25 protein-coding genes are annotated in these 25,657 nt (G+C 70.5%); 19 read left to right on the top strand and 6 right to left on the bottom strand.

The features are described from left to right. Positions 1 to 13 precede the first annotated feature (13 nt). On the top strand, positions 14 to 1,126 hold the full coding sequence (locus tag KLK06_RS15630) for a LacI family DNA-binding transcriptional regulator (protein WP_214636131.1): 1,113 nt from the start codon (positions 14 to 16) through the stop codon (positions 1,124 to 1,126). A gap of 36 nt (positions 1,127 to 1,162) precedes the next feature. On the opposite strand, the gene KLK06_RS15625 is transcribed toward KLK06_RS15630, so the two are convergent. Continuing rightward, a complete protein-coding gene (locus tag KLK06_RS15625; protein ID WP_214636130.1) occupies positions 1,163 to 1,648 on the bottom strand; it encodes a glutathione peroxidase in 486 nt (161 codons plus the stop codon). 187 nt (positions 1,649 to 1,835) lie between these two features. Between KLK06_RS15625 and KLK06_RS15620 the strand changes: the two genes are divergently transcribed. Further along, on the top strand, positions 1,836 to 2,243 hold the full coding sequence (locus KLK06_RS15620; RefSeq protein WP_308168272.1) for a transglycosylase SLT domain-containing protein: 408 nt from the start codon (positions 1,836 to 1,838) through the stop codon (positions 2,241 to 2,243). Between the two features lie 336 nt (positions 2,244 to 2,579). After that, the gene (locus KLK06_RS15615) at positions 2,580 to 3,101 is read left to right on the top strand and encodes a lytic transglycosylase domain-containing protein (RefSeq protein WP_214636129.1); all 522 of its coding nucleotides are present in this window, start codon (positions 2,580 to 2,582) and stop codon (positions 3,099 to 3,101) included. A 20-nt stretch (positions 3,102 to 3,121) separates the two neighbouring features. Here the strand turns inward: KLK06_RS15615 and KLK06_RS15610 are convergent, their stop codons facing one another. Then, positions 3,122 to 3,766 carry a TetR/AcrR family transcriptional regulator gene (locus tag KLK06_RS15610; protein ID WP_214636128.1) on the bottom strand — a complete coding sequence of 215 codons (645 nt, stop codon included), beginning with the start codon at positions 3,764 to 3,766 and terminating at the stop codon, positions 3,122 to 3,124. Between the two features lie 84 nt (positions 3,767 to 3,850). Between KLK06_RS15610 and KLK06_RS15605 the strand changes: the two genes are divergently transcribed. The 12 genes from KLK06_RS15605 to KLK06_RS15550 all read left to right on the top strand — a co-directional run bounded on the left by KLK06_RS15605 (position 3,851) and on the right by KLK06_RS15550 (position 17,461). Further along, a complete protein-coding gene (locus KLK06_RS15605) occupies positions 3,851 to 4,963 on the top strand; it encodes a ferritin-like domain-containing protein (RefSeq protein WP_214636127.1) in 1,113 nt (370 codons plus the stop codon). A 98-nt stretch (positions 4,964 to 5,061) separates the two neighbouring features. Continuing rightward, positions 5,062 to 6,300, top strand: a complete 1,239-nt coding sequence (locus KLK06_RS15600) for an NAD(P)/FAD-dependent oxidoreductase (RefSeq protein WP_214636126.1) — start codon at positions 5,062 to 5,064, stop codon at positions 6,298 to 6,300. A gap of 111 nt (positions 6,301 to 6,411) precedes the next feature. Next, positions 6,412 to 7,503, top strand: coding sequence for a GNAT family N-acetyltransferase (locus KLK06_RS15595; RefSeq protein WP_250905392.1), 1,092 nt, complete (start codon positions 6,412 to 6,414; stop codon positions 7,501 to 7,503). Beyond that, complete coding sequence (locus KLK06_RS15590) at positions 7,500 to 8,651, top strand: DegT/DnrJ/EryC1/StrS family aminotransferase (RefSeq protein WP_214636125.1); 1,152 nt, start codon at positions 7,500 to 7,502, stop codon at positions 8,649 to 8,651. The genes KLK06_RS15595 and KLK06_RS15590 overlap by 4 nt, the downstream gene beginning before the upstream one ends. Before the next feature lie 153 nt (positions 8,652 to 8,804). Then, on the top strand, positions 8,805 to 9,647 hold the full coding sequence (locus KLK06_RS15585; protein ID WP_374197115.1) for an STAS domain-containing protein: 843 nt from the start codon (positions 8,805 to 8,807) through the stop codon (positions 9,645 to 9,647). Then, positions 9,647 to 10,012 (top strand): STAS domain-containing protein, encoded by a 366-nt coding sequence (locus tag KLK06_RS15580; RefSeq protein WP_214636124.1) that lies wholly within the window; start codon positions 9,647 to 9,649, stop codon positions 10,010 to 10,012. The genes KLK06_RS15585 and KLK06_RS15580 overlap by 1 nt, the downstream gene beginning before the upstream one ends. Then, a complete protein-coding gene (locus KLK06_RS15575; RefSeq protein ID WP_308168271.1) occupies positions 10,009 to 10,410 on the top strand; it encodes an anti-sigma regulatory factor in 402 nt (133 codons plus the stop codon). The genes KLK06_RS15580 and KLK06_RS15575 overlap by 4 nt, the downstream gene beginning before the upstream one ends. A gap of 1 nt (position 10,411) precedes the next feature. Further along, on the top strand, positions 10,412 to 11,437 hold the full coding sequence (locus KLK06_RS15570) for an ATP-binding protein (protein WP_214636123.1): 1,026 nt from the start codon (positions 10,412 to 10,414) through the stop codon (positions 11,435 to 11,437). Then, the gene (locus tag KLK06_RS15565) at positions 11,424 to 13,088 is read left to right on the top strand and encodes an ATP-binding protein (protein ID WP_214636122.1); all 1,665 of its coding nucleotides are present in this window, start codon (positions 11,424 to 11,426) and stop codon (positions 13,086 to 13,088) included. The genes KLK06_RS15570 and KLK06_RS15565 overlap by 14 nt, the downstream gene beginning before the upstream one ends. Then, positions 13,081 to 14,685, top strand: coding sequence for a fused response regulator/phosphatase (locus KLK06_RS15560; RefSeq protein ID WP_308168270.1), 1,605 nt, complete (start codon positions 13,081 to 13,083; stop codon positions 14,683 to 14,685). Before KLK06_RS15565 ends, KLK06_RS15560 begins: the two co-directional genes overlap by 8 nt. 108 nt (positions 14,686 to 14,793) lie before the next feature. Beyond that, positions 14,794 to 15,519, top strand: coding sequence for an STAS domain-containing protein (locus KLK06_RS15555; RefSeq protein WP_214636121.1), 726 nt, complete (start codon positions 14,794 to 14,796; stop codon positions 15,517 to 15,519). 91 nt (positions 15,520 to 15,610) lie between these two features. Beyond that, a complete protein-coding gene (locus KLK06_RS15550; protein ID WP_214636120.1) occupies positions 15,611 to 17,461 on the top strand; it encodes a CheR family methyltransferase in 1,851 nt (616 codons plus the stop codon). A gap of 22 nt (positions 17,462 to 17,483) precedes the next feature. Here the strand turns inward: KLK06_RS15550 and KLK06_RS15545 are convergent, their stop codons facing one another. Further along, on the bottom strand, positions 17,484 to 18,356 hold the full coding sequence (locus KLK06_RS15545; protein WP_214636119.1) for a TetR/AcrR family transcriptional regulator: 873 nt from the start codon (positions 18,354 to 18,356) through the stop codon (positions 17,484 to 17,486). Between the two features lie 64 nt (positions 18,357 to 18,420). Here KLK06_RS15545 and KLK06_RS15540 point away from each other — a divergent pair, with 64 nt between their 5' ends. Continuing rightward, complete coding sequence (locus tag KLK06_RS15540; RefSeq protein ID WP_214636118.1) at positions 18,421 to 20,160, top strand: right-handed parallel beta-helix repeat-containing protein; 1,740 nt, start codon at positions 18,421 to 18,423, stop codon at positions 20,158 to 20,160. A 50-nt stretch (positions 20,161 to 20,210) separates the two neighbouring features. Here KLK06_RS15540 and KLK06_RS15535 read toward each other — a convergent pair whose 3' ends face one another. Then, the gene (locus tag KLK06_RS15535; protein WP_214636117.1) at positions 20,211 to 21,032 is read right to left on the bottom strand and encodes a DUF1206 domain-containing protein; all 822 of its coding nucleotides are present in this window, start codon (positions 21,030 to 21,032) and stop codon (positions 20,211 to 20,213) included. A 162-nt stretch (positions 21,033 to 21,194) separates the two neighbouring features. Here KLK06_RS15535 and KLK06_RS15530 point away from each other — a divergent pair, with 162 nt between their 5' ends. From KLK06_RS15530 to KLK06_RS15520, 3 genes are read left to right on the top strand one after another with little or no spacing between them, the layout of a single operon-like run. Then, positions 21,195 to 21,368 carry a hypothetical protein gene (locus tag KLK06_RS15530; protein WP_214636116.1) on the top strand — a complete coding sequence of 58 codons (174 nt, stop codon included), beginning with the start codon at positions 21,195 to 21,197 and terminating at the stop codon, positions 21,366 to 21,368. Between the two features lie 27 nt (positions 21,369 to 21,395). Beyond that, positions 21,396 to 22,523, top strand: coding sequence for a sensor histidine kinase (locus KLK06_RS15525; protein ID WP_214636115.1), 1,128 nt, complete (start codon positions 21,396 to 21,398; stop codon positions 22,521 to 22,523). Then, positions 22,520 to 23,251: a response regulator transcription factor gene (locus KLK06_RS15520; RefSeq protein WP_250905389.1), complete on the top strand. Its 732-nt coding sequence runs from the start codon at positions 22,520 to 22,522 to the stop codon at positions 23,249 to 23,251. The genes KLK06_RS15525 and KLK06_RS15520 overlap by 4 nt, the downstream gene beginning before the upstream one ends. A 16-nt stretch (positions 23,252 to 23,267) precedes the next feature. Here the strand turns inward: KLK06_RS15520 and KLK06_RS15515 are convergent, their stop codons facing one another. Both KLK06_RS15515 and KLK06_RS15510 read right to left on the bottom strand, forming a co-directional pair. Continuing rightward, entirely contained in the window at positions 23,268 to 24,728 is a 1,461-nt protein-coding gene (locus tag KLK06_RS15515) for a benzaldehyde dehydrogenase (RefSeq protein ID WP_214636114.1), read from the bottom strand. 69 nt (positions 24,729 to 24,797) lie between these two features. Further along, complete coding sequence (locus tag KLK06_RS15510; protein WP_214636113.1) at positions 24,798 to 25,598, bottom strand: IclR family transcriptional regulator; 801 nt, start codon at positions 25,596 to 25,598, stop codon at positions 24,798 to 24,800. Positions 25,599 to 25,657 lie beyond the last annotated feature (59 nt).

The following is a 25,657-nucleotide window of genomic DNA, read 5'->3' as shown; positions in this document are numbered from 1 at the left end:
TGGAATCGTTTCCATGGAATCGAGGCGGGCGACCATCAAGGACGTGGCCGAGGCGGCCGGCGTGGGCGTCGCGACCGTGTCCCGGGTCCTGTCCGGCGGCTCGGCCAGTCCGGAGACGCGGGAGCGGGTGCTGGCCGTCGCCGCCCACCTCGACTACCGCCCGAGCGCGCTGGGCCGCAACCTCCGCCAGCGCCGCACCGGCGGCATGGGGCTGTTCGTGCCCGACCTCACCGACACCTTCTACGGCCAGCTGGCCGAGGGCGTGCTGGCCTGCGCGCGCTCGGCGGGCGAGCCGGTGGTGCTCGGCTCGACGGGTGACGATCCCGAGCAGGAGGCCGAGCTGGTCGGCATGCTGCTGGAGCAGGGCGTGGACCGGGTGATCGCGGTCCCGTCGGGCGGCACCGACACGTGGGGCCCGGCGATCAAGGCGGGCATGACGGTGGTCTTCGCCGACCGGCTGCCGTCCGACGCGCCCACCGACGCAGGGCCCGGCGCACGGCTCGGCTCGCTGTCCGGCTCGCCGTCCGACGAGGGTTCCGGGGCGGCGACGGTCTCCGACCTCATGATGCTCGACGGCCTGCCGCCCGCGTCGCGTGCCCGGCCGCTGGACGTTCCCGCCGTGCTGGCGGACGACCGGGCCGGCATCCGTACGGCGGTGCGCTACCTGAGAGGGCTCGGCCACCGGCGCATCGCCTTCCTCGGCGGCCCGGGGCACGGCAGGCGGGTTGCGGCCTTCCGCGAGGCCGTGGGGGCGCCCGTGGACGAGGATCTGGTGGTGTTCGCCACGGGCAGCCGCGACTCGGCCTACGCCGCCGCCTCCGGGCTGTTCCAGAGCCGTCCCGACCTGACGGCGGTGGTGACCGGAGGCAACGTGCTGGGCGAGGCGGCCGTGCTCGCGGCCAGGGAGCTGGATCTGCGGGTGCCGCGCGACGTGTCGCTGGTGATGTATGACGACGTGCCGTGGGCCGAGCTGTGCTCCCCGCCGCTGACCGTGATCGCCCAGCCGGGCCGCGACATGGGCTACCGCGCGGCGGAGCTGATGCTGCGGGCGGGGAGCAGGCGGCCACGGAGCGTGCTGCTGCCGACGGAGCTCATCGTCCGCGGCAGCTGCGGCCCACGCCACTAGCCGGCCGTCAGCCACCGGCCAACCGGCCGCAAGCCGCTAGACGAGCTTCTCGATCGCCGCGATGACAGCCGGGTCGTCCGGCGTGGTGCCGGGGCGGAAGCGGGCGACGACGGCGCCGTCACGGTCGACGAGGAACTTCTCGAAGTTCCACTGGATGTCGCCGCTCGCGCCGTCGGCGTCGGGCGTCTCGACGAGCTCGCCGTAGAGGGGGTGCCGGTCGGGGCCGTTCACCTCGGCCTTCTCCAGCAGCGGGAAGTCGACGCCGTACGTGGTGGCGCAGAACTCCTGGATCTCCTCGGCCGAGCCGGGCTCCTGGCCCATGAACTGGTTGCACGGCATGCCGATCACGCTGAACCCGCGCTCGCCGTACTGCCGCTGGAGCTCGACGAGACCGGTGTACTGCGGGGTGAGGCCGCATTTGGAGGCCACGTTCACGATGAGCACGGCTTTGTCGCCGACGAGTTCGGCGAGCGTGGTCGGGGCGTCCGCGAGGGTGCGGACCGGGATGTCACGAAGACTCATGATCCGACCCTACAGAACGCCTCCGCCCGCAGTTTGTGATGCAGTCCACATTTTCCGGACATTTCCCCTGAACAGCCATAAAGCGTGATCTTTGCCAACGATCTACTTTTTCATGGTCAATTCGCGGTAAATCGGGCGGATAGGGCAGGGTGGCGCGGTCCCCCGAACCCATCGAAAGGGAACCCGCATGCCCATGCTCCGCCGTACCAGCGTCTTGATCCTGTCGGCCACGCTCGTGGCGACAGGCGGCGCGACGGCCGCACAGGCGCAGAGCTCCCAGGCCCTCAAAAGCGCGGTCGCCAAGAACAAGGCGATCGCCAAGCCCATGGTCAGCAAGCGTGGCTGGAACAGGGCCCAGTTCCGGTGCCTGGAGCGGCTCTGGTCGAGGGAGAGCGGCTGGAACCACCGGGCCGGCAACGGCTCGGGCGCCTACGGCATCCCGCAGGCGCTGCCCGGCCACAAGATGTCCACCAAGGGCCGCGACTGGCGCACCAACCCGCGCACGCAGATCGCGTGGGGCCTCGGCTACATCAAGCAGCGTTACGGCTCCCCGTGCCGCGCGTGGGCGCATTTCCAGTCCCACCGCTGGTACTGATCCAAACCCCGCAGCCGCCCCCGTTTTCGCGAAAGGCCAGGTCAACGCGCGAACGGGCCACACCATGGCGGTCCAGCGAGAACGCTAAATATCCCTAGCCACCGCGCCAACGTCTTCCCAAAGCCCATCACTGAGAGTGATGAACAGTGACTGTCGGTAATAAAAACCGGCTAGAGGAAACGTCGTGGAGCCCTCCGGGCCGCCCAGCACTATCGGGCGTAACCGAAGCCCGGGGGGCCGCGCGGACCCTCCGCGTCCGAGCCACGGACGCGGACCGGCAGGGCGCCGGGGAAGCGAGAGCGCCCGTCCGCACGCGACCCGACAGCTAGGATCGACATGGACAGCACCCGCGCCCTGCGCTACACGTTCATCACTCTGACCGCGCTCGCGACCGTCGCCGGACCTTCGACGCTCGCCGGAGCCGCATCCGAATCGCGGATCGCCGAACCGCCGATCGCCAAACCGCGAATATACGAGGGCTCGTGGCACGCCCCCGTGATCAGGACCCGGACCTGGACCACCGCCGCCAAGCCGAAGATCAAGGCCGCGCCGCGCAAGACCAGGAGCAAGGGCTTCGCCCTGGACCAGGTCGTCCAGCGGGCCTGGTCCTACCAGGAGTTCCAGTGCCTGGACAATCTCTGGACCAGAGAGAGCAACTGGAACCATCGCGCGTACAACAGCTCTTCAGGCGCCTACGGCATCCCACAGGCACTCCCGGGAGGGAAGATGCGAGGGGCAGGCCCGGACTGGAAGTCCAACCCCGAGACGCAGATCCGCTGGGGCCTGGCCTACATCAAGGGGAGATACGGCAGGCCGTGCGGCGCCTGGGGCCACTTCAGATCACACAACTGGTACTAGAGCGACGAGGGCATCCGGGATCACCGGGTGCCCTCCCTCTTCGGCAGCACCGCGATCGCCTGGATCAGCAGCTCGACGCCGAAGTCGAACTCGGCGTCGTGGTCACAGCTCGCCAGCAGCGGCGCCAGCCCGCTCACCTCGGGGAACAACGCCGGATCGACGTCATCCGGGTTGACCATGTGCCGGTGCAGCGGGGCGAACGTGGGCGTCACCCCGACCTCGCGCAGCAGCGAGCCCACGATGTAGGCGATGAACATCCGCAGCACCCGCACCGCGTCGACCCCGTCGAACCCGGCGCTGCGCAGCGTGGCCAGGGCCCGCTCGACCGGCAGCAGCCCGGCGTTGGAGTGGAGCTGGCGGCTGACGACGAGCATCGTGGAGCGCGGGTGGCCGTGCGCGATCTGGCGGAAGGCGCGGGCCTGCATCCGCACCCGGTCGGTCCAGTGGGCATCGGGATCGTCGGTGAACTCGATCTGGCTGAGCACCGCCTCGGCGACGCCGTTCAGCAGGGCGTCCTTGTTCGGCACGTGGTTGTAGAGCGACATCACGCCGACGCCGAGCTCCGCCGCGATGCGCCGCATGGACACCGCGTCGGCCCCTTCGCGCTCGATGAGATCGATCGCCGCGGCGACGATGCGGGTCCGCGAAAGAGGCTCGGTGGGCATAGCTCATTCTATTGACGGACGTACGCCGTACGTGCAAGCCTCGATGAGGACGTACGGTGTACGTAACCCCCCTGCGGAGGACTCATGTCGACTCACCGCCTCTACACCATCCCCGCCGAACTCTCCACATGGGACGTGGAGATGTCCGGAGCCAGCAGGTTTACGTGGGAGTACGACGACGGCAGGGATCGCATGCTCGCCTTGTACCAGAAGGGCAAGGACAAGCAGTGGGACTCCACCAAGCGCATCGACTGGGACCTGGAGGTCGACCCGTACAACGTCCTGGGCATCCCCGACCAGACGATCGCCATCTACGACACGCCGCTCTGGCACCGGATGGACGAGAAGCAGCGTCAGGATGTCCGCCTGCACGGCGCGGCGTGGCAGTTCTCCCAGTTCCTGCATGGTGAGCAGGGCGCGATGATCTGCTCGGCCAAGATCGTGGAGTCGGTCCCGGACCTCGACTCCAAGTTCTACGCCGCCACCCAGACCATGGACGAGGCCCGGCACGCCGAGACCTACGCCCGCTTCCTGCAGGAGAAGGTGGGCCTGGCCTACCCCATCAACGAGCATCTCAAGGCGCTGCTCGACTCGACGCTCAGCGACTCGCGGTGGGACATGCCGTACCTGGGGATGCAGGTGCTGATCGAGGGCTTAGCACTGGCGGCGTTCGGCGTGATGCGCGACATCACCACCAAGCCGCTGCCCAAGCAGATCCTCGCGTACGTCATGCAGGACGAGGCCCGGCACGTGGCGTTCGGCCGGATGGCGCTGCGCGACTACTACGGCAGCCTGACCGAGGCCGAGCGGCGCGAGCGCGAGGACTTCGTCATCGAGGGCTGCTACCTGATGCGCGACCGGCTCAGGGGCCGGGAGACGTGGGAGAACCTGGGCCTGTCGAAGGCGGAGGTCGAAGAGGCGGAGGTGGCCACGGAGCACTCGGAGTATCTGCGGCTGTTCCGCTCGCTGCTGTTCAGCCGGATCGTGCCGTGCGTGAAGGACATCGGGCTGTGGAGCCCGCGCCTGCAGCAGGCGTACGCGGACATGGGCGTGCTGGACATGGCGGGCCAGTCGCTCGACACGCTGATGAAGCAGGACGAGGACATCGCCGACAAGCTCGACGAGGCCCGCTTCGCCGAGGAGGAGTCCGAGCGGCACGCCGAGGTCGCCGAGACCATCGAACTCGGCGCCTCCTGACGTCAGCGGCCTGACCGCAGACCTGGCGAGTGGTTTAAGAGTTGCCTTTTGTGCCATATGCACCGAGACAGCGCATTCGCCAGAGGGGGCATCTCTTGATGGTCCAGAAACCGCGGTCCAGCAAGCCGCCGCACGTCGTCGTCGTGGGCGCGGGCTTCGCCGGGCTGAACGCCACGCGGGAGCTGGCCCGCGGCGGCGCCCGCGTCACGCTCGTCGACCGCCACTCCTACACCACCTTCCAGCCGCTGCTCTATCAGGTGGCGACGGCCGGGCTCGGCCCCGGCGACGTGTCGTATCCGACGCGGGCCTACGCCGCCAAGTATCCGACGGCGCGCGCCCGCAGGGCCGCGCTGACCAAGGTGCACCCGGCCGAGCGGCGCGTGGACCTGGACGACGGCACCTCGCTCGACTACGACTACCTCGTGCTCACCACCGGCGTGACCACCAACTGGTACGGCATCGAGGGCGCGCGGGAGCACTGCTATCCCATCTATTCGGTCCACGACGCGATCGTGCTGCGCAAGCGCCTGCAGAACCTCCTGGAGGAGGTCGCGGCGGGCAGGCGGGAGAGCGCGCACGCCGTGGTGGTCGGCGCGGGCGCGACCGGGGTGGAGATGGCGGGCACGATGGCCGAGCTGCGCCACCGGACGCTCCCGGTGACCTTTCCGGAGATCAGCCCCAAGCAGACGAGTGTCACCCTGGTCGAGCGGTTCGACTACGTGCTCGCGCCGTACAAACCCCGGCTGCGGGACGCGGCCGCGAAGGCGCTGCGCAGACGCGGCGTGCGCCTGCGGCTGGGCAGCACGCTGGCCTCGGTCGAGCCCGACGCGGTCGTGCTGAGCGACGGCACCCGGCTGCCGAGCGACGTGACCGTATGGGCGCTCGGCGTCGCCGCGCCCGACGAGGTGTCGAACCTGGGCCTGCCGCAGGGCAAGGGCGGCCGCATCACGGTCACCCCGGCGCTCAACGTCGAAGCGCACCCCGAGATCTTCGTCGCCGGCGACCTGGCGGGGCCGCCCGAACCGCTGCCCCAGCTCGCCCAGCCCGCCATCCAGATGGGCAAGCACGTGGGCAAGCAGATCCTGGCACTCGCCCATGGCCGTCCCGCGGCGCCCTTCTCCTACCGCGATCCCGGCATCATGGCCACGGTCGGCCGGGGTGAGGCCGTGCTGCAACTGGCCAACGGGCTGACCATGCACGGCCTGCCCGCCTGGCTGGCCTGGATCGGGCTGCACGTGACATACCTGCTGGGCGGGCGCAACCGGGTGAGCGTCCTGGTCGCCTTCTTCACCCGTTACGCGGGACCGCGCCGCAGCGCGGCCACCGTCGTCGAGTGAAGTGACCGGCAAACGCGAGCGGATATCACTTTGTTACGCCTACTCAGCCTCTTCGAGGCCCGGCTGCTGTATACAGTCCACTAACTAACAAAAGCCACAAAAGGGGAATCCTTGGCGAAAGTAACCGTCGTGCCGCCGAGTGAGCTTGGCTCACCCGAGATCGCGGCCTGGCGGCAGATGCAGCGGGCGCAGCCGCATCTCGCCAACCCCTTCCTCAGTCCCGAGTTCACGATCGCGGTGGGCGAGGTCCGGCCCGATTCGCGGGTGGCGATCATCGAGGACACGGACGGTGTCGCCGGTTTCTTCCCGTACGAGCGGCACGCGGGAGTCGGCATGGCCATCGGCGCCTGGGTGTCGCTGTGCCAGGGGATCATCCACCGCCCTGAGGCCGACTTCGACGTCCACGGGCTGCTGGAGGCGTGCGGGCTGGACGTGTGGGAGTTCGGCTGCCTGGTGCCGGGCCAGTCGTGGTTCCGGCCGTACGAGACGCTGGAGCAGCAGGCCGTGATCCTCGACCTGGCCGACGGCTACCCAGCCTATCTCGCCGGGCTCCGCGACCGGTCGCCGAAATTCCTCAAGACCACCCAGTACAAGGAACGCAAACTCGGCCGTGATCTCGGCGAGGTGTCCGCGGTCTTCGCCGTGGACTCGGCCGACCAGCTTCGATTACTGCGCGAGTGGAAGTCGGCGCAATACGTCCGCACCGGCCGGGCGGACCGTTTCGGCCAGAGCTGGGTGATCGAGCTCGTCGAAAGGCTGCACGCCATCGACGGGAAAGAGTTCGGCGGGGTGCTGTCCATGCTGTATGCGGGCGGCGAGCCGGTGGCGGGCCATTTCGGCCTCCGTTCGGACTCGGTGCTCGTCGGCTGGTTCCCTTCCTACGACCCGGCGTACGCGAAATACTCCCCCGGCCTGATCCAGCACCTGCGCATGGCCGAAGCGGCCGCCGAGCTCGGCATCACCTCGATCGACCTCAGCATCGGCGCCGGATATGCCTACAAAGAAGCCCTGAGCAGTAGGAACGTTCCCATCACCGAGGGCATCGTGCGGCGCCGCACCTTCGGCGCCGCCGCCCACTGGATGCGCACCGAGCCGATCCGCCGGGTCCGCCGCCTCATCCTCGACGTGCCCTTCCTGTACGGCCTGGCCGACCGCGTGCTGAAGCGGTACGGCCGGCTACGCGCCCGGGCCGGCAGCCGATGAGCGCGCTGGAAGACCTCATGCGGCACCGGATCGGCCAGGACTGCCTGCACGTGCCGTCCGCCCGGTTCGGCCTGCTGCTGGCGCTGCGCCACTGGTTCGACCCCGGCGACCGGGTGCTGATCGCGCCGACCAACTGCGAGACCGTGCTGTTCATCGCCCTGGCCGCCGGCCTGGAGCCGGTGATGGCTCCGGTGTCATGGCGCGACGGCAACATCGACGCGCCGCGGGTCAACTGGAGCGGCCTGTCCGGCGTCATCACCACGCATCTGTACGGCCAGCCGGACCAGATGACGGACCTGATGACGCAGTGCGAGCGGCGCGGCCTCGTCCTCATCGACGACGCCGCGCACGCCTTCCTGACCATGGTCGGCGGCCGCGCGGCGGGCACGTTCGGCCAGGCCGGCGTGTTCAGCCTGGCCAAGCACGGCCGGGCGATGTCCGGCGGCTTCCTGACCACCCCCAATCCGGGCGCGCTGGCGGCGCTGGCCGAGGCGAGGGAGGCGCTGCTGCTGCCCGGTGAGCCGCGCGACCAGGCGGAGGCCGTGCTGCAGCCGATGCTCCGCGAGACGCTCTACCGCACCGGCATGGTCCGGCTGATGTGGCACGCCTCACGGCGGCTCGGGATCGTCAAATGGACCGGGCACCGCCTCTCACCCCGTGAGGACGCGCTCCGAGCCGTCAGGGGCGATGTGACGGCGATGGACCCATGGCTGGGGATCGACCTCGACGGCTGGCGGATGCGCCCCGGCCCGGCGCTCGCCCGTTACCAGCGCTCGCGCCTGCGGGTGATCGACCGCGAGCGGGAGCGCCGCCTGGCCGGGGTCGAGGCGCTGCGCCGGACCCCGTGGGTGGCGGCGGGCGTCCGCGAAGCCCCCATACGTCCGCTTCTGCGGGTGCCGCTGATGGTCGAGAAGCGGGACGAGATCGTCGCCGGGCTGGAGCGGCTGGGCGTGGTGCCCGGTTTCATCTACGATCCGCCGCTGGACGACTACCTGCCGATGATCCCGCAGGGGCCCACCCCCGAGATCGCCCGCTGGTGGACCAGTCACGTGCTGCCGGTCGACCCGCTCGACGCCCCGCGCATGGTGCGGCTGCTGACCCAGTTGGGCGCCCGTCCGGCCGACGGCGCGAGATTCGCCAAAGCATGAGGTGACATCTTCTCGCAAAGCAGGACGTAAGCCCTTATACCGTCGGATATTGTCGTGAAACGCATGAAAGCGGGTGATTTCGCCAACCGCCCGCCGATGCGGAACAGTGTCGTTAGCATCCCCGGCAATGCCGGTGAATTCTCTCTTCCAGGAGTGACCTTGACCGTCGATGCCGATGTCGCCAGGCGACGTATCGAAGAGCTGCTCCGTGAGAACGAGGCGCAGATCCTGCACCGGTGGACCCTGATCGCCAAGGCGTCCGGCGAGGAGCTCACGGAGATCTATCGAGCGCTGCTGTCCTCCCTGGAGCACGGCAGCAGCGACCTCGCCGATCTGCGCGGCCTGCTCGCCGAGCTGTCGCGCGCCCGCGCCCGCCAGGGCTTCACCCCCGCCGACACCTCCAGGGCCGTCTTCGGACTGAAGGAGGCGCTGTACGAGGTCGTCGAAGGCGACGGCGGCCCCGACGCGATGCGCGGCTTCATCTGGTTCTCCAGGCTCATCGACGACCTCGGCCTGTTCACCTTCGAGTCGTACACGACAGCCCGTGAGCGGATCATTCTCGACCAGGCCGAGCAACTGCTGGAGCTGTCGACGCCGGTCGTCAAGCTGTGGGAGGGCATCGTGGCGGTGCCCCTGGTCGGCACCCTCGACTCGGCCAGGACCCAGGTCGTGATGGAGAAGCTGCTCCAGACGCTGGTCGACACCGGCGCCGAGCACGCGGTGATCGACATCACCGGCGTTCCGGCCGTCGACACCCAGGTCGCCCAGCACCTGCTGAAGGCCGTCGTCGCCGCCCGGCTGATGGGCGCCGAGTGCGTCATCTCCGGCATCCGCCCGCAGATCGCGCACACCATCGTCACGCTCGGCATCGAGTTCGGCGACATCGTGACCAAGGCCTCGCTGGCCGACGCGCTGGCCTACGCGCTCAGGCGGAGCGGCATCGAGGTGATCGCGCCGAGGGCGACCCGCATCGCGGTGCGGACGGAGAACGTGTGATGGACCGGGTGCCCATCCTCAAACTGGGCGACATCCTGATCATCTCCATCCAGATCGACCTCGATGATCAGAGTGTGCTCGCCCTGCAGGAGGACCTGGCCGACGCGGTGGTGACCCACGGAGCCCGCGGCGTCATCATCGACATCACCGCGGTGGAGATCGTCGACTCCTTCATCGGCAGGATGCTGTCCACCATCGCCGCCACGTCGCGGTTGCTCGACGCCCAGACCGTGGTCGTCGGCATGCGGCCCGCCGTGGCGATCACCCTGGTCGAGCTCGGCCTGTCGCTGGGCGGTGTACGGACCGCGCTCAATCTGGAGAAGGGAATCGCGCTCCTCGACCATGTAAGAGGCGCGACCCCGTGACCGCCGACTGGGAGTTGCCCATCGCCGGCAACGCCGACGTCGTGATGGTCCGCCAGCGGGTCCGGAGCGTCGCGGTCGAGGTGGGGCTGTCTCTCATCGATCAGACCAAGGTGGTGACCGCGGCCAGCGAGCTGGCCCGCAACGCCCTGGTGTACGCCGGCGGCGGCCTGGCCAAGATCGAGGTCGTTCAGAACGGGGCCCGCCAGGGCCTTAGAATCACCTTCAGCGACGAGGGGCCGGGGATTCCGGACATCGAGCAGGCGCTCACCGACGGCTGGACCACCGGTTCCGGCCTGGGGCTCGGCCTGAGCGGATCACGGCGGCTGGTCGACGAGTTCGACCTGATCTCCGCCCCCGGCAAGGGCACGACGGTGACGGTGACGAAATGGGCTCGATGACATGGTGGCGGTGAGATACGCGCACGACGACACCTGGGTACGAGCCGAAAACTCCAGTGCGGTGGGCACCGTCCGCCGGATGGCCGTCGACCTCGCCGAGGCCGCCGGGTTCGATGCCGAGCGTACGGGGCAGACGGCGGTCGCGGTCACCGAGGCCGTATCCAACCTGGTCAAGCACGCGGTGGAGGGCGTCGTCATGGTCCGTTCCCAGCCGGTCAACCCGGCCGTCGTGGAGCTGGTCGCCATCGACAAAGGGCCGGGCATGCGCGACGTCGCCCGCGCTCTGCGCGACGGCTACTCCACCTCCGGCACCCTCGGCATCGGGATGGGGGCGATGGCCCGCATTTCCTCCTGGTACGACGTCCACTCCCTGCCCGGCAAGGGGACCATCCTGGTCATGCACTTCACCGCCGCCGACGCGCCCAGCGCGGCGCCGCACGCCAGCGGCCTGAGCCGCCCCATCGGTGAGGAGGCGGTCTCCGGCGACTCCTTCGCGATCGCCGCGACGGGTGGCGCCGCCACGCCCGAGACGACGGTGCTGCTGTGCGACGGCCTGGGCCACGGCGAGCTCGCCGCCCAGGCGTCCAGGACGGCGGTGGAGCTGTTCCTGCGGGCGGCGGACGAGGAGCCGCTGACGACCCTCGAACGCCTGCACCGGGGCCTTGGACATACCCGGGGAGGAGCGGTCGCGGTGGCGCGCATCAGGGCCACCAGCGTGTCCTACGCCGGGCTGGGCAACATCTCGGGCTGGATCGCGAACGCCGAGGGCCGCCGAGGGATGGTCTCGGTCCCCGGCATCGCCGGGCACCAGGCCCGCCACCTGCGCCAGTACGACTTCGACCTGCCCGAGCACTCCACCGTGGTGCTGCACTCCGACGGGCTGACCGAACGCTGGCACCCCTCCGCCGTGCCCGGCCTGTTCGCCCGCTCCCCCGCGGTCGTCGCCGCCGGTCTGCTGCGCGAGGCGGGCAGCCGAAGGGACGACGCCTGCGTGGTGACCGTGAGGCCCGGCGATGACCGCGACTGAGCTGGCCAGGGCCCGGCTCGAGCGCGACCAGGACGTCTTCGCGGTACGCCGCCTGGGCAAGGCCGCCGCCGAGCTGGCCGGGCTGGAGGCGCAGGACCAGGTCAGGGTGGCGACCGCGCTGAGCGAGGTCTGCAGGGAGTTGCTCGGCGCCGGAGCGGTCGTCGTCTTCTCGCTGGACGAAGGGAATCTACTCATCACCATGGATCACGCACCGGGAGCCGATCTCGCCCGATCCGAGGGGCTGGCACTGGCCGGCCGCCTGGTCGACGCGGTCACCCTCGAGGCCGAACGTGGGCGGGTCACGATCGCCAAGCGGCTGCCTCCCCATTCCCCCCGGCTCCCGAACGACCAGATCCGGGAGCGCCTGGCCGGGATGGCGCCGGTCAGCGCGATCGAAGAGCTGCGCCAGCAGAACAAGGAGCTGGCCTCGACGCTGGAGGACGTGCTGCAGCTCAACGCCGAGCTGCAGGAGACCAACACCGGCGTGGTGGCCCTGTACAACCAGCTCTCGGCCGAGCTGGAGGAGACCAACAGGGGCGTGGTCGCCCTCTACGCGGAGCTGGACGAGAAATCCGGCCAGCTCCGCGAGGCGGGCGAGGCCAGGAACCGGTTCTGGGCGACGGTCAGCCACGAGCTGCGCACCCCGCTCAACTCCATCATCGGCCTGGTCAGGCTGCTGGTGGGGCCCGGCAGCGAACCGCTCAGCGAGGAGCAGTCACGCCAGGTGCGCTTCATCGGCGGCTCGGCGGAGACGCTGCTGGAGCTGGTCGGCGAACTGCTCGACATGGCCAAGGCCGAGTCCGGGCGGCTCGACCCCCAGTCGTCGGTCGTCCACCTGCCCACGCTGGCCAACCACCTGCGCCTGACGATGCAGCCCACCAGCGAGCCCGGTGACGTCACGCTGCGCGTCGACATCGCGCCCGGAGTCGACGACGTCTACACCGACGAGGTGATGCTGGTCCGCATCCTGCGCAATCTGCTGTCCAACGCGCTGAAGTTCACCCCGAAGGGCGAGGTACGGCTGAGCGCCCACGCCGACACGGCCACCGACGAGGTGGTCATCACGGTCACCGACACCGGCATCGGCATCCCCGAGCGATATCTGAAGAGCGTGTTCGAGGAGTTCTTCCAGGTGCCGAGCGCGCTCCAGGTCAAGACCAAGGGCACCGGGCTCGGCCTGCCGTACGCCCGTCGGCTCGCCGAGGCGCTGGGCGGCACGCTGGAGCTGGCGAGCGACGTCGGGCGGGGCACCTCGGTGACGATGCGGCTGCCGCATCACGACGGCACGCCCGAGGTGCGCCGGGTGCTGATCGCCGACGACGACGAGGCGTTCCGCGCCGCCGCCCGCAGGATGCTGTACGGCTTCGCCGTCGAGACGGAGGAGGCGGGGGACGGGATCGCCGCGCTGGAGATGATGACAGCGCGCCCGCCGGATGTGATCCTGCTCGACATGCTGATGCCGCGGCTGGACGGCCACGCGCTGCTGCAGCGCATGGCCGAGGACGAGGCCCTGGGGCAGGTGGGCGTGGTGGTGGTGACGATACGGCCCGACACCGCGCCGTCCGGCCATCCGGTGCTGTCCAAGCAGGGGCTCCGCCGTGACCAGCTTCTTCAGGCCATTCGCGACGCGGCGGGGACGGATCGTGACTGAGCACGAGCGCAGGGCCGTGATCGAGCCCGCGGGCGGATCCGCGACCGTGCTGGTGGTCGACGACACCCCGACCAAGCGCTACATCCTGTCGAGCTGGCTGCGCCGGGCGGGCCACATCGTGGTCGAGGCCACCGGAGGCGAGGAGGCGCTGGCCGTGCTCGCCGCGCACCGGCCCGACCTGGTCGTGCTCGACGTACGGCTGCCCGACCTCGGCGGCTTCGAGGTATGCGAGCGGATCAAGGCGAACCCGGCGACCACCTCGATCCCGGTCATCCAGGTGTCGGGCAACGCCATCACCTCGGCCGACCGTACGGAAGGTCTCGAACGCGGCGCCGACGCCTATCTGTCGGAGCCGATCGAACCGGCCGAGTTCGCGGCGACGGTAGAGGCGACGCTGCGCTACTACCGCGCCCGGCGGCGGGCGGAGCTGATGGCCGAGCGCATGGTCAAGCTGGCCGACGTCACCTCGCAGCTGAACGCGGCCGACTCTTTCGACGAGCTGCTCACGGTGGCCGTCGAGGGCATGGTCGGCATCCTGGGCCGCTACACGGGCGCGCTGGCGCTGCCACCGGACGGCCGGATGCGCCGCGTCCGCGCCCGGCCCGGCGAGACGGCCAATAGCGGGTCCGCCATCCCCAAGCTGCTGGACCGGCTCAGCGCCATGTCGCTGGGCGAGGCGGCGGGGGCCAAGGTCTTCACCGTGGCGGCCGCCGAGTGGGTCGAGCTGGTGAAGGACGTTCGGGTCAGCGCGCCGGTCACGGGGGTGCTGTGCCGTACCAAGAGGGGCCAGCCGCCCGTCTACCTCGGGTTGGAGGCCGACCCGCCGCTGGACGGCGACGAGATGAACGTGCTGAGGCAGCTCGGCCAGGGGCTGGCGCTGGCGGTCGACGCGCTGCGCGTCTACACCGAGGAGCACACGATCTCGCTCACCCTGCAGCGCAGCCTGCTGCCCACGCGCATCCCCGACGTGCCCGGTCTGACGGTGACGTTCCGCTACCAGCCGGCCGTGGACAACATCGAGGTCGGCGGCGACTTCTACGAGGTCCTGCAGCTCGGCGACCAGGTGCTGGTGGCGATCGGCGACGTGGCCGGCCACTCGCTGCACGCGGCGACCATCATGGCCGAACTCCGGCACGCGCTGCGTGCCTCGCTGATCGACTCGGTCGACCTGAGCGCGTCGATGGACCTGCTCAACAAGGTGCTGCGCCGTTACCACCCCGGCATGACGGCCACCGTCTGCCTGCTGCTCATCGATCCGGAGACCGGCGTGGTCGAGATGGCCAACGCCGGGCACATCCCGCCGATGCTGGCCGGTCCCGGCGCCCATTATCTGGGCCTGGGCAACCTGCTGCTGGGCGTGGCGCACGAGGACTACAAGGTGACCCGGCTGGAGCTGCCCGCGGGCGCCACGATGCTGCTGTTCACCGACGGGCTGGTGGAGGACCGCGGCATCCTGCTCGACGACAGCCTGGAGCAGGCCAGGCAGGTGGCCGAGACGGTCGAGGGCGATCTGGAGGAGTTCTGCGACCGGCTGCTCGCCGCGTTCGGCTCGCGGGAGGACGACGTGGCCATCGTGGCGGTACGGCGCGGGACCTGACGCGCGAGAGCCTGGCCCTTTGCGCGGTGGCGGCGCACGATGGGCAGGAGCGGAATTTCGCTTCGGAGATCGCGGCCTCGGGCGGGCCTCAGCGGAGGGGATCGAGCGATGTTCCTGTCAGTACGCCTGACGACGGTGTCGGCCACCGTCGTGGTTATCCACTTGACGGGGGAGCTCGACTCCACCACCGCGCCGGTGCTGGCCGCCACCCTGGAGCCGCTGACCGAGTCGCCGGTCGAGCAGGTGATCGTGGCGGCCGGTGACCTGTGGTTCTGCGACCTGACCGGCATCGACGAGCTCGCCGCCACCCACCGGGCCCTGCACGCCAAGGGCGGCGGCCTGGCCGTCGCCGAGGCCGGGGCCTCGCTGTGCCGCCTGATCGAGCTGGTGACCGAGCATTCCCGCGCGCCCATGCGGGTGTACGCCACCCTGGACGAGGCTCTCACGGAAGCGGGCGTCCACCCCGAAGATCCGTTGCCCCCCGCACGCCGCCATCTGCCACGGCTGCGGCGGTTGCCACGTGCCCAGCCCGCGCGGGCCGACAGGCGCCCCCGGTGGCGCCCCGACCCCGCCCCGCCTTCGGCGACCGCCGCCGAGTCCGGCACGCACCTCACCCGCGTGTGCTCGGCCATCGCCCGCGCGCACGCGCTGCGTGAGCAGGCGGCCACGCAGGTGGAGGCGCTGAAGCAGCGGACCCACCGCTACAACCAGGTGTGGCTGACGATGCTGGAGACGCGGGCGCGCTGCCTGGCGGCCGTGACCACCATGCGCGCCAACCGGGCCAGAGCCGCCCTGACGCTGTCCGCGAACGCCGGGCGCGGCAACCCTGGCTGATGGGCGGCGGCCCTGCCGCAGTCACGGATCGCCCGCGATGGTGACAATCTGGTGCCGTCCCGAGCAGCTCGACTCGGCGTACTCTTCCTCTGTGACAACAGAGGAAGAGCATGATTTCGATGACCTCCTCGTCCTTCTCAAGGAGACCCGGGGATTCGATTTCACCGGTTACAAACGCACCACTCTCATGCGTCGCATCGGCCGGCGCCTGGAGTCGCTGAAGCTGCGCGACTACAGCGAATACCGCGACTTTCTCGAGCTCGAGCCGGAGGAGTTCACCCGGCTCTTCGACAGCCTGCTGATCAACGTGACCAGTTTCCTCCGTGACACGACGGCCTGGCAGGCACTGCGCGAGAGCGTGATCCCCAGCTTGCTCAGCGGCAAGAACGCGACCAAGGCGATCAGAGTGTGGAGCGCGGGCTGCGCCACGGGCGAAGAGGCGTACACCGTGGCCATGGTGCTGGCCGAGGAGCTCGGCATGGAGCGCTTCCGCGAGCGGGTGAAGATCTACGGCACGGATCTCGACGAGAAGGCGATCCACGTCGCCAGGACCGGGATCTACAACGAGCGCCAGCTCCGCGCATTGCCGGCCGACTTACGCGACACCTACTTCGAGCCGGTCGACAATGGTTTCGCCGTCCGCCGCGACCTGCGCCGCCAGCTCATCTTCGGCCGCAACGACCTCACGCACAACGCGCCGATCTCGCGGGTCGACCTGCTGCTGGCCCGCAACACGCTGATGTACTTCAACACCGAGACGCAGCTGAACATCCTGCGCCGCTTCCACTTCGCGCTGGCCGATCCCGGCTTCCTGTTCCTCGGCAAGGCCGAGATGATGCTCAACCACAGCGACAAGTTCGAGCCGGTCAACCTGCGCATGCGGCTGTTCAGGAAGGTCATCTCCACCTTTCTCGCCGATCGCGCGCCGTGGCCGATGGGCGGCTCGGGCGAGGCGCCCGACTACCGCCTGCCCGCGCTGGAGGCGGCGGCGCTGGGCTCGGGGCCGGTGGCGCAGCTCGTCGTCGACGGCTCCGGCGCCCTGGCCCTGGTCAACTCCCGGGCGGAGTCCCTGTTCAACCTCAGCCCCCGCGACGTCGGGCGCCCCTTCCAGGATCTGGAGGTGTCCTACCGGCCCGTCGAGCTGCGCTCGGTGATCGAGCGGGCCTGTCAGGACCAGCGCCCGGTCGAGCTGCGGGAGGTCACCTGGCATCGGGCCGGCGTGGCCGACGGCGGCGTCTTCGACATCTCGGTCGTCCCGCTCCTGGCCGGCGGCGAACACATCGGAGTGGGCATCCACTTCTCCGACGTCACCCGCTATCACAAGCTCCGCGACGAGCTCGAACAGGCCAACAGGGAGCTGGAGCAGGCGTACGAGGAGCTGCAGTCGCTCAACGAGGAGCTGGAGACCACCAACGAAGAGCTCCACTCCACCAACGAGGAGCTGGAGACCGCCAACGAAGAGCTCCAGTCCACCAACGAGGAACTCGAGACGATGAACGAGGAGCTCCAGTCCACGAACGACGAGCTCCAGCACATCAATGACGTGCTGACGTCGCGGAGCGTCGAGCTGGACCAGGCCAACCAGTTCGTGTCCGCGGTGGTGCGCGGTCTCGGCGACGCCGTGGTGGTCCTCGACCACGAGTTACGGGTGATGGTCTGGAGCCGTGGGGCCGAGGAGCTGTGGGGCGTCCGCTCGGAGGAGGCCGTGGGCGGCAAACTCGACGCCCTGGACATCGGCCTGCCGCTCGACTCGCTGGATCCGTACCTGCGGGCCGCGCTCATCGACGGCCAGAGCGCCGACCAGGCCGACAGGACGGTGCTCACCGCCGTCAACCGGCAGGGCCGCCCTACCCCGCTCACCCTGCAGCTCTCCCACCTGCGCAAGGCCGACGACTCGGTGCGGGGGCTCATCATGGTCATGAACGTTCTCGACCACGAATGACCGCCTCGCCCGGCCGCGATGGTCAGCCGGAGGTGCGTTTGCGATAGGCGCGCTGCTGGCAGGCCCGCGAGCAGTACGCGCGCGGCCGGCCCGACGCGGCCCGTTCGATCGGCGCGCCACATGTCCGGCAGCTTTCGTCACGCGTTTCATCACGCTCTTGCACCAGCACCTCGATACCGTCCAGCACCCGGCGCAGGCCGAACTCGAACGGGTCCTCCGGCTCGTCGTAGCCCCCCGCCTCCCACAGGTAGGAGAGGGTCGGGTAGCGGTCGAGGCGCGCGTAGAGCGTGTCGCGAGCGCCCCACCACTCCTCCTCGCTCACCCCGCTGAGCCGCTCGGTCCGCGCCACCTCCGCCAGCCGTACGGCCTCGGAGTCGACGAACCGGGCGACCAGCCCGACGACGGCGATCGTCTCCGCGGGCGTGAGGCCGGTGCCGGAGACGGCGCTCAGCATGTACTCGTAGTGGGCGACGGCGTTGGGACCCGGCACCCGGCGGCTGCCCCGCACCTCGGCCACCCAGGGATGCCGTTTACGCAGCTCCCACCCTTCACGCGCGCACGCCTCCAGCCGCGCCCGCCACCCGCCCGCCCCGCCGGCGGGCCCGGAGCCGGCCCCTTCCGAGGGGATCGTGCCAGGGAGGCCGATGACGGCGTCGCGCATGAGGTCGAGCAGGTGGTCGCGGCCGGGCACGTGGCGGTAGAGGGACATCGTGGTGAACCCGAGCCGTTCGGCGACCTTGCGCATCGACAGGCCCTCCAGCCCGTCGGCGTCGGCCAGCTCGACCGCCGCCCGGACGATCCGGCCCAGGCTCAGCCCCGGTCGCGGCTCGCCGTCGCCCTCCTGCCACAGCAGCTCCACCCCGTCGTCGGGATCACCCGCGCCGCCTCTGGCCATTGGCGCCTCCCATGTTTATGGTGTACTACCTTGTGTACATCATAAACAGCAAAGGCGGTGCATCATGACCGAGTTTCACGTCGATCCATCGGGCAACGACTCCTGGCCCGGCACTGCGGAGCGCCCGTTCGCCGGCCTGCACCGCGCCCGAGACGCCGCCCGGACCGCGACCGGAGACGTCGTCGTCCAGTTACGGGCCGGGACCCACGTGCTGACCGCGCCGTTCGAGCTCACCGAGGCCGACTCTGGCCGTGACGGTCACCGGATCATCTACCAGGCCCACGGCTACGGGACCGCCGGTCAGGAGGAGGTCGTCGTCAGCGGGGGGCGGGAGATCACCGGCTGGCGGGTCGAGGACGGCGTGTGGCTGGCCGACGTGGGCGATCTGGACACGCGCCAGCTCTACGTCGACGGCCGCAGGTCCGAGCGCGCCGCCATAGACGGCCTGCCCGGCACCGCGACCATGACGGAGACCGGCTACGAGACCGACAGCACGGCCCCCTTGACCTGGCACAGTCCCGCCGACGTCGAGTTCGTCCACCGCGGCGTCTATCCGTGGACCGAGGCCCGCTGCGGCGTCACCGCGGTCGCCGGCCGCACCGGGGGGACCGCGATCACCATGGCCCAGCCCGGCTTCGGGTGGGCTCTCGACCTCTACAACTACGCCTGGGCAGGCCACACCTCACGCGGGCCCGGCCTGCCGACCCGGATCGAGAACGACGTCACCTTCCTCACCGAGCCCGGCACCTTCGTCCTGGACCGCTCGCGGCCCGGCCACCACGTCCTGAGCTACCTGCCCCTCCCGGGAGAGGCACCGGACCGTACGCGGGTGGTCGCCCCGGTTCTGGATACGCTGCTGCGGGCCACCGGCACGAGCGGGGTGTCCTTCCGTGGCCTGGTCTTCGCCGACGCCACCTGGCTGCGGCCCGGCCGGGCGGAAGGCTTCCTGCACTACCACGGGAGCGGCTACTACGAGGGCGGCCCCGTCGACAAGGTGTCGCTGGTCGAGGGGCAGGCGTGGGTGACGGTCCCGCGCGCGTCGGCCTTGATTCCCGCGTGCGTGGTGGTCGAGGACGGTGTACGCGTGGAGATCGAGCGCTGCCGCTTCACCCGGATGGGCGCCGCCGGGCTGGGGCTCACCGGCGGCGCGGACGTCAGCGTGCGCGGGTGCGACTTCGACACGCTCTCGGCCACCGCCGTCTCCGTCACCAGGACCGAGAACGCCCTGGTCGAGGACAACTGGATCCACCACACCGGCCTGGAGTTCGCCGGCTCCCCCGGCATCGCGCTGCTTGGCACCAAGGGCTGCACGGTCGCCCACAACCAGGTCGGGGACGTGCCCCATTGCGGCATCGTGGCCGGGCCCGCCCAGGGCACCCGCATCCTGCGCAACCTCACCGTCGGCACGATGCTGGTGCTGGCCGACGGCGGCGGCGTCTACCTGTCGGGCCCGCAGGGCGACTCGTACGAGAACGGCGCGGTGATCCGGGGCAACGTCATCAAGGACACCCGCACGCCGTACAACTTCGCCCTCTACACCGACTACGGCGCCGCGTGGGTGACCGTCGAGGACAACGTGGTCGCGCGCGCCGACAACACCGCCGTGCTGCAGGTGTCGCCGCCGCTGGAGAACGTCGTCTACCGGGGCAACTTCTGGGACGCCGACCCGGTCGGGTCGGGCGACGTGCCGGAGGGGGTCACGTACGAGGGCAACACCACGCTCCCGGACGAGGAGAAGCTGGACGCCGCCACGGCCCATATCCGGCAGCACGCCGGACTGCTCCACCCCAGACCGTCGAGGTGATCCGCCGAAGCGACTCACCGCCACTGTGATCCGCCGAAAGCGATTCGCCGTCAGTGGACGCGGCGCCAGCGTGACTCGCCGAAGCAGTATCCTGCGAACAGCATCAGCCCGACGGCGACCACCACCAGCAGCCAGGGCCCCACGGGGGTCTCGGCGAAGGCTCTGAGCGTCGCGTCCAGGCCGCCCGCCTTGTCCGGGTCGTACGTGATCGCCGCCTGAACGACGAAGACTCCGGCCAGGGCGGCGATGGCCCCGCGGGCGACGTACCCGGCGAGCCCGAGCCTGTCCATCACCGAGCGGGCCCGCGGGGACATCTGGCCAAGGTTCAACTCCTCGCGGAACCCCTTCGTGACGCCCTCGCGCACCCAGTAGACGCCGAGCGCGACGAGGCCCAGCCCGATGGCGCCCACGAGGAACGGCCCGCCGGGCAGGCCGAGCAGCGCCTCCGTCGCGTCGCGTGACTTCTCGTCGTCGGAGGTGGCCTTCCCGGCCAGCAGCACGCTCAGCAGCGTGCTGCAGATCAGCACGTACACGGCGGCATAGCCCGCGGCCTTGAGCCGGTCCCCCACGCCAGGACCGCCGAGTAGCGCCTCCGACAGTTGCCAGAGCGTGAGCGCGACGAACCCCGCCACCATCACCCACAACACCACTTCCCCGAACGGCAACCGCGCCACCGTCGAGATCGCTCCCGCCTTGTCCGCCTCCCGTCCCCCTCCCTCGAACGCGATCTGCATCGCCAGCAGCCCGATCAGCGCGTACAGCACCCCCCGGCAGGCCAGCCCGACCCTGGTGAGCCGGTTCAGCACAGGATGCCGGGCCGCCCTCCTCGCGGCGGTGCGAGCCTCCCGCCCCGCCTTCCCCGTTACGCTCACCGTCTTCTCCTCTCAAGGCCAGGCCCTCGGGCTCCTTTTCCGAGCAAGACCCTGCCAAGTGCCCGGAATCCGGCCGTCTAGGCGCTCCACCCTGCTTCTCCACCCGGATCTCCACCATCCGGCGGTGCCGCTCCACCTGGTCCGATCCCTAGCGTCATGGTCATGGACAGGAACGAACTGCTCAGGCTCGCAGCAGGCAAAGCGCAGGAATCGCTCAAAGGAGGCAAGGTGAACGGCAAGGCGTTGATCGCGATCGTGGTGGTGGCCGGTGTGGTGCTGGTGGGGTTCATCGCCTACCGGCTCCTCCTGCTCGAGGTCATCACCCGCCTGCGCTGACCACGACGCACCTGGTGGAATCAGCGTATGAAGGGGAAACGGTCGCTGCCGGACACCATCGCGCCGGGCTGGCTGGTGGTGCAGGTGTTCGGCACGCTGTTCGTCACCGCCACCCTGGTCACCGCCAGGGAGAGCACGCCGTGGGTGTGGGGGCTGTACGGGCTCGGCGCCGGGTGCTGGCTGCTGTTCATGGCGCTCGACCGGTCACGGCCCGGGCTCGCGGCCGCGTCGCTGGGGGCGGCGGCGCTGCTGCCCGCCGTGGCGCTCGGGGCCGCCGAGGACAGTTCCGCGCTGCTCCTGACGGCGATCAACCTCGCCCGGTTCGCCGCGCTGTCCGCCCCGCCCGTGGCCGCCATCATGGCCGTCAGCGCGGGCACGATGGCACTGGCCGTACTGACCTGGCCGATCTCCGGGGAGCCACCGGCTGACGCGTTCGGACATGCGACGCTGCTGCTGGCGATCACGCTGATCGGCGTCAATCACCGACAGCACGTCGTACGGCGGGAGCAGGCCGAACAGCTCCTGGAGCAGACCCGGCTCGCTCAGGCGGAGCAGGCCCGAGCCGCCACGCTGGACGAGCGCACCAGGATCGCCCGCGAGATCCACGACGTGCTCGCGCACTCGCTGGGCGCGCTGGGCGTGCAACTGGAGCTGGCCGAGGCCATGCTGGCGGAGAAGGGCGACGTGGCCACCGCGCTGGCGACGGTGCGGCGCTCGCGCGGGCTGGCCGCCGACGGCCTGGCGGAGGCCCGCAACGCGGTCGCCGCGCTGCGGCAGGACATTCCCTCGCTGGCCGGCGCGCTCGCCGCGCTGGCCGAGGTGCATCGGCGAGACCACCGGGCGCCGGTGGACTTCCACGCGGACGGGGTCCCGCGCGGGCTGTCGTCGGCGGCCACCGTCTCGCTGCTCGGGACCGCGCGGGAGGCCCTGACGAACGCGGCCAAGCACGCGCCGGACGCGCCCGTGTCGATGACCCTCGACTTCACCGCCGATATGGTGCGATTGCGAGTACGCAACCCGCTGCGCGCCGAGGTGGCAGCGGAGGGCGGGTTCGGGCTGACCGGCATGCGCGAACGGCTCGCGCTGGCCGGCGGCACGCTCCGCTCCGGCCACCAAGACGGGAGCTGGCACGTGACCGCGGAGGTGCCGGAATGATCAGATCGGTGGAGGCAGGGGCGCCCGTGAGGGTGATCAGGGTGATCGTGGTGGACGACCAGCAGGTGATGCGCGAGGGCCTGGCCGCCCTGCTCGGCCTGGTCGAGGACGTCGAGGTCCTGGGTACGGCCGGCGACGGCCACCAGGCCCTCGCCCTGCTGGCCGCGAACACCGTGAAACCCGCGCACGACGCAGACAACGGGGACTTCCCGGACGACGCGCACCCCGTGGACGTCGTGCTGATGGACCTGAGGATGCCCGTCATGGACGGCGTCGAGGCGACCGGCCGGATCGTCAGCGAGTATCCCGGCATAGCGGTCGTCGTCCTCACCACCTACACCGACGACGAGTCGATCGCCCGCGCGCTGCGGGCGGGGGCGCGCGGCTACCTGACCAAGGACGCGGGCCGCGCCGAGATCGCGGCGGCATTGCGTTCGGCCGTCACCGGGCAGTCGACCTTCGACGCCAAGGTGTCGGACCGGCTGGTGGCGGCGATGGACCGCGCACCGCGGCCCATGGCGCGGCAGTTGCCCGGCGGCCTGACGGCCCGCGAGGCCGAGGTGCTCGGCCTGATCGCGGACGGGCTGAGCAATGCGGAGATCGCCGCGGCGCTGTTCATCGGCGAGGCCACGGTCAAGACGCACATCAACAACGTGTTCGCCAAGATCGGGGTCCGCAACCGCGTCGAGGCCACCCACTACGCCGGCCGCCACGGCTTAGGGGGCTGAGCCGGCGGCCGACATCCTAGAAGGGGTACGTGGGTGGCTCGCCGCGCATGGTGACCCAGCGGGTCTCGGTGAAGGCGTCGATGTTGGCGGACGCGCCGCCGAAGCGGGCTCCCGTGCCGGAGGCGCCGATGCCGCCGAAGGGGCTGTTGGCCTCGTCGCTGACCGTCTGGTCGTTGATGTGCACGATGCCGGTCGGGATGCGGTCGGCCAGGGCCAGGCCCTTCATCACGTCCCGGGTGACGATGCCCAGCGACAGCCCGTACTCGGTGGCGGTGGCCAGGCGTACGGCCTCCTCCATGCCGGAGAACCGGGCGACCGGCGCGACGGGCCCGAAGATCTCCTCGGTGAAGGCGGGCACGTCCGGCGTCACCTCCGACAGCACGGTCGCGGGGTAGAACAGCCCGTCGTAGGTGCCACCAGCGGCGAGCTTTGCGCCGGCGTCCACGCTCGCGGTGACCACCCGGTGGATCCGGTCGCGCTGCCCGGCGTCGATCAGCGGGCCGAGCGCGACCTCCTGGCTCGCCGGGTCGCCGACCGGCAGGTTCGCGGCCTTGGTGGCGAGCCGTTCCACGAAGTCGTCGTAGACGCGCTCGTGCACCAGGTGCCGTCCGGTCGTCATGCAGATCTGGCCCTGGTGGAAGAACGTGCCGAACGCGGCGAGGTTGGCGGCCTGGTCCACGTCGGCGTCGTCGAGGACGATCAGCGCCGAGTTGCCGCCGAGCTCCAGGTGCGCCCGCTTGAGGTGCCGGCCGGCGAGCTCGCCCACCCGGCGCCCCGCGGCGGTCGAGCCGGTGAAGGAGATGACGCGCACCAGCGGGTGCGTCACCATCGCCTCGCCCACGTCGCTCCCGCCCGGCAGCATCTGGAAGACCCCCGGCGGGAGGCCCGCCTCCTCCAGGACGCGGGCGATCGTCACGCCACCGGTCACGGCGGTCCTGGGGTCGGGCTTGAGGATGACCGCGTTGCCCAGGGCCAGCGCGGGCGCGACCGAGCGGATCCCCAGGATGATCGGCACGTTGAACGGCGAGATGACCCCGACGACGCCGACGGGCATCCGCCTGGCCATCGACAGACGCGGCTCCTCGCTCGGCAGCAGCTCCCCGTAGGACCGGCTGGGCAGGCTCGCCGCCTCGTAGCACTCCTGCTCGGCGACGTGCACGGCGAACCCGGCCATGGCGGGCACCGCGCCGACCTCGCGGACGTTCCACCAGGTGATCTCTTCCGCGTGCTCGGTCCAGAGCTGCGCCGCCCGCCGCAGCACGGCCGCGCGCCGGGGATGCGGGGTGGCGGCCCATTCGCGCTGCGCCGCGGCCGCGCTCTCGGCGGCTCTGCCGAGGTCGGCCGCGTCGGCCAGGCCGGCCTGCCCGAGTACGGATCCCGTCGCGGGCTCGGTGACGTCGATCGTGCCGCCGCCGCCGGGAGACCAGGCCCCGGCGACGAAGATCCGGCCCTGCCAGGTTGCTGAGTCGAGGAACACCTCTGCCCCCTTCGCTCGCGGACAAGGGCCGAATGTAGTTCCGTGGTGCGCCGCAATCAATACGGCGTTTCAGCTACTGGAACACAAATTCCCGCCGCGGAAGCCGAGCCCGCTGGAGATCTCCGCGGCGGTACGGCGCAGCGGCCCCTCCAGGCGGCCCACGACCGAGTCGACGGGGACGTTCCAGGTCGTCAGGTGCACCGCGATGTTGATGGCCGCCACGACGTTGCCGGACCTGTCGCGCACCGGCGCCGCCAGGGACCGCAGCCCCGGGGCGAGCTCCTCGTCGTTGACCGCGATGCCGCTCTGCCGTACCCGCTCCAGGGCGGACACGAGCTGCTCGCGCGCGGTGATGGTGCGGGGGCCGCGCCGGGCGAAGTCGGTGCGGTCGAGCAGCGCGCGCAGCGCTGCGGGCTCGCGGAAGGCGAGCAGGACCTTGCCCATCGAGGTGCAGTAGGCCGGCAGCCGTGAGCCGACGTGCAGGTTGAGATCGACCGCGAACCCGCCGCCGCCCCGGCCGCTGCGCCGCCGCTCCACGTAGACGATGTCGGGCCCGTCGAGCACGGCCATGCTGGCGGCGTAGCCGGTCTCGTCGGACAGGGCTTGCAGGTGGCGGGCGGCGACCCGGGTGATCTCCATCGAGTTGATCGCGGCGAAGCCGAGGTCGACGACCCGCGGCCCCAGGGAGTACTTCTTCGTCTCGGGGTCCTGCTGGACGTAGCCGAGCTTGGCCAGCGTGGCCACGTAGCGGTAGGTCGTGCTCTTGTTCAGGCCGGCCGAACGGGCCAGGTCGGCGATGCCGAGGATCGGCCGGGCCTCGCTGAACGTCGAGAGGATCAGCAGCCCGCGCTCCAGCGACTGGGAGGTCATGTCACGAGCGTTTCATATGTTCGAACGCTGCGTTGACTTGTGGCACGCGCGCTCGTACG

This window comes from Nonomuraea sp. NEAU-A123, from assembly GCF_018603905.1.
Classification (GTDB): domain Bacteria; phylum Actinomycetota; class Actinomycetes; order Streptosporangiales; family Streptosporangiaceae; genus Nonomuraea.
This window is presented reverse-complemented; position numbering and strand designations above follow the sequence as displayed.

Bases quoted from the DNA above. Each gene is read 5' to 3' on its own strand.
- KLK06_RS15570 (WP_214636123.1), top strand. From the start codon at position 10,412: ATGGTGGCGGTGAGATACGCGCACGACGACACCTGGGTACGAGCCGAA.
- KLK06_RS15600 (WP_214636126.1), top strand. From the start codon at position 5,062: ATGGTCCAGAAACCGCGGTCCAGCAAGCCGCCGCACGTCGTCGTCGTG.
- KLK06_RS15530 (WP_214636116.1), top strand. From the start codon at position 21,195: ATGGACAGGAACGAACTGCTCAGGCTCGCAGCAGGCAAAGCGCAGGAA.
- KLK06_RS15520 (WP_250905389.1), top strand. From the start codon at position 22,520: ATGATCAGATCGGTGGAGGCAGGGGCGCCCGTGAGGGTGATCAGGGTG.
- KLK06_RS15615 (WP_214636129.1), top strand. From the start codon at position 2,580: ATGGACAGCACCCGCGCCCTGCGCTACACGTTCATCACTCTGACCGCG.
- KLK06_RS15630 (WP_214636131.1), top strand. From the start codon at position 14: ATGGAATCGAGGCGGGCGACCATCAAGGACGTGGCCGAGGCGGCCGGC.
- KLK06_RS15625 (WP_214636130.1), bottom strand. From the start codon at position 1,648: ATGAGTCTTCGTGACATCCCGGTCCGCACCCTCGCGGACGCCCCGACC.
- KLK06_RS15620 (WP_308168272.1), top strand. From the start codon at position 1,836: ATGCCCATGCTCCGCCGTACCAGCGTCTTGATCCTGTCGGCCACGCTC.
- KLK06_RS15605 (WP_214636127.1), top strand. From the start codon at position 3,851: ATGTCGACTCACCGCCTCTACACCATCCCCGCCGAACTCTCCACATGG.
- KLK06_RS15525 (WP_214636115.1), top strand. From the start codon at position 21,396: ATGAAGGGGAAACGGTCGCTGCCGGACACCATCGCGCCGGGCTGGCTG.
- KLK06_RS15580 (WP_214636124.1), top strand. From the start codon at position 9,647: ATGGACCGGGTGCCCATCCTCAAACTGGGCGACATCCTGATCATCTCC.
- KLK06_RS15540 (WP_214636118.1), top strand. From the start codon at position 18,421: ATGACCGAGTTTCACGTCGATCCATCGGGCAACGACTCCTGGCCCGGC.
- KLK06_RS15610 (WP_214636128.1), bottom strand. From the start codon at position 3,766: ATGCCCACCGAGCCTCTTTCGCGGACCCGCATCGTCGCCGCGGCGATC.
- KLK06_RS15590 (WP_214636125.1), top strand. From the start codon at position 7,500: ATGAGCGCGCTGGAAGACCTCATGCGGCACCGGATCGGCCAGGACTGC.
- KLK06_RS15510 (WP_214636113.1), bottom strand. From the start codon at position 25,598: ATGACCTCCCAGTCGCTGGAGCGCGGGCTGCTGATCCTCTCGACGTTC.
- KLK06_RS15555 (WP_214636121.1), top strand. From the start codon at position 14,794: ATGTTCCTGTCAGTACGCCTGACGACGGTGTCGGCCACCGTCGTGGTT.
- KLK06_RS15565 (WP_214636122.1), top strand. From the start codon at position 11,424: ATGACCGCGACTGAGCTGGCCAGGGCCCGGCTCGAGCGCGACCAGGAC.
- KLK06_RS15545 (WP_214636119.1), bottom strand. From the start codon at position 18,356: ATGGCCAGAGGCGGCGCGGGTGATCCCGACGACGGGGTGGAGCTGCTG.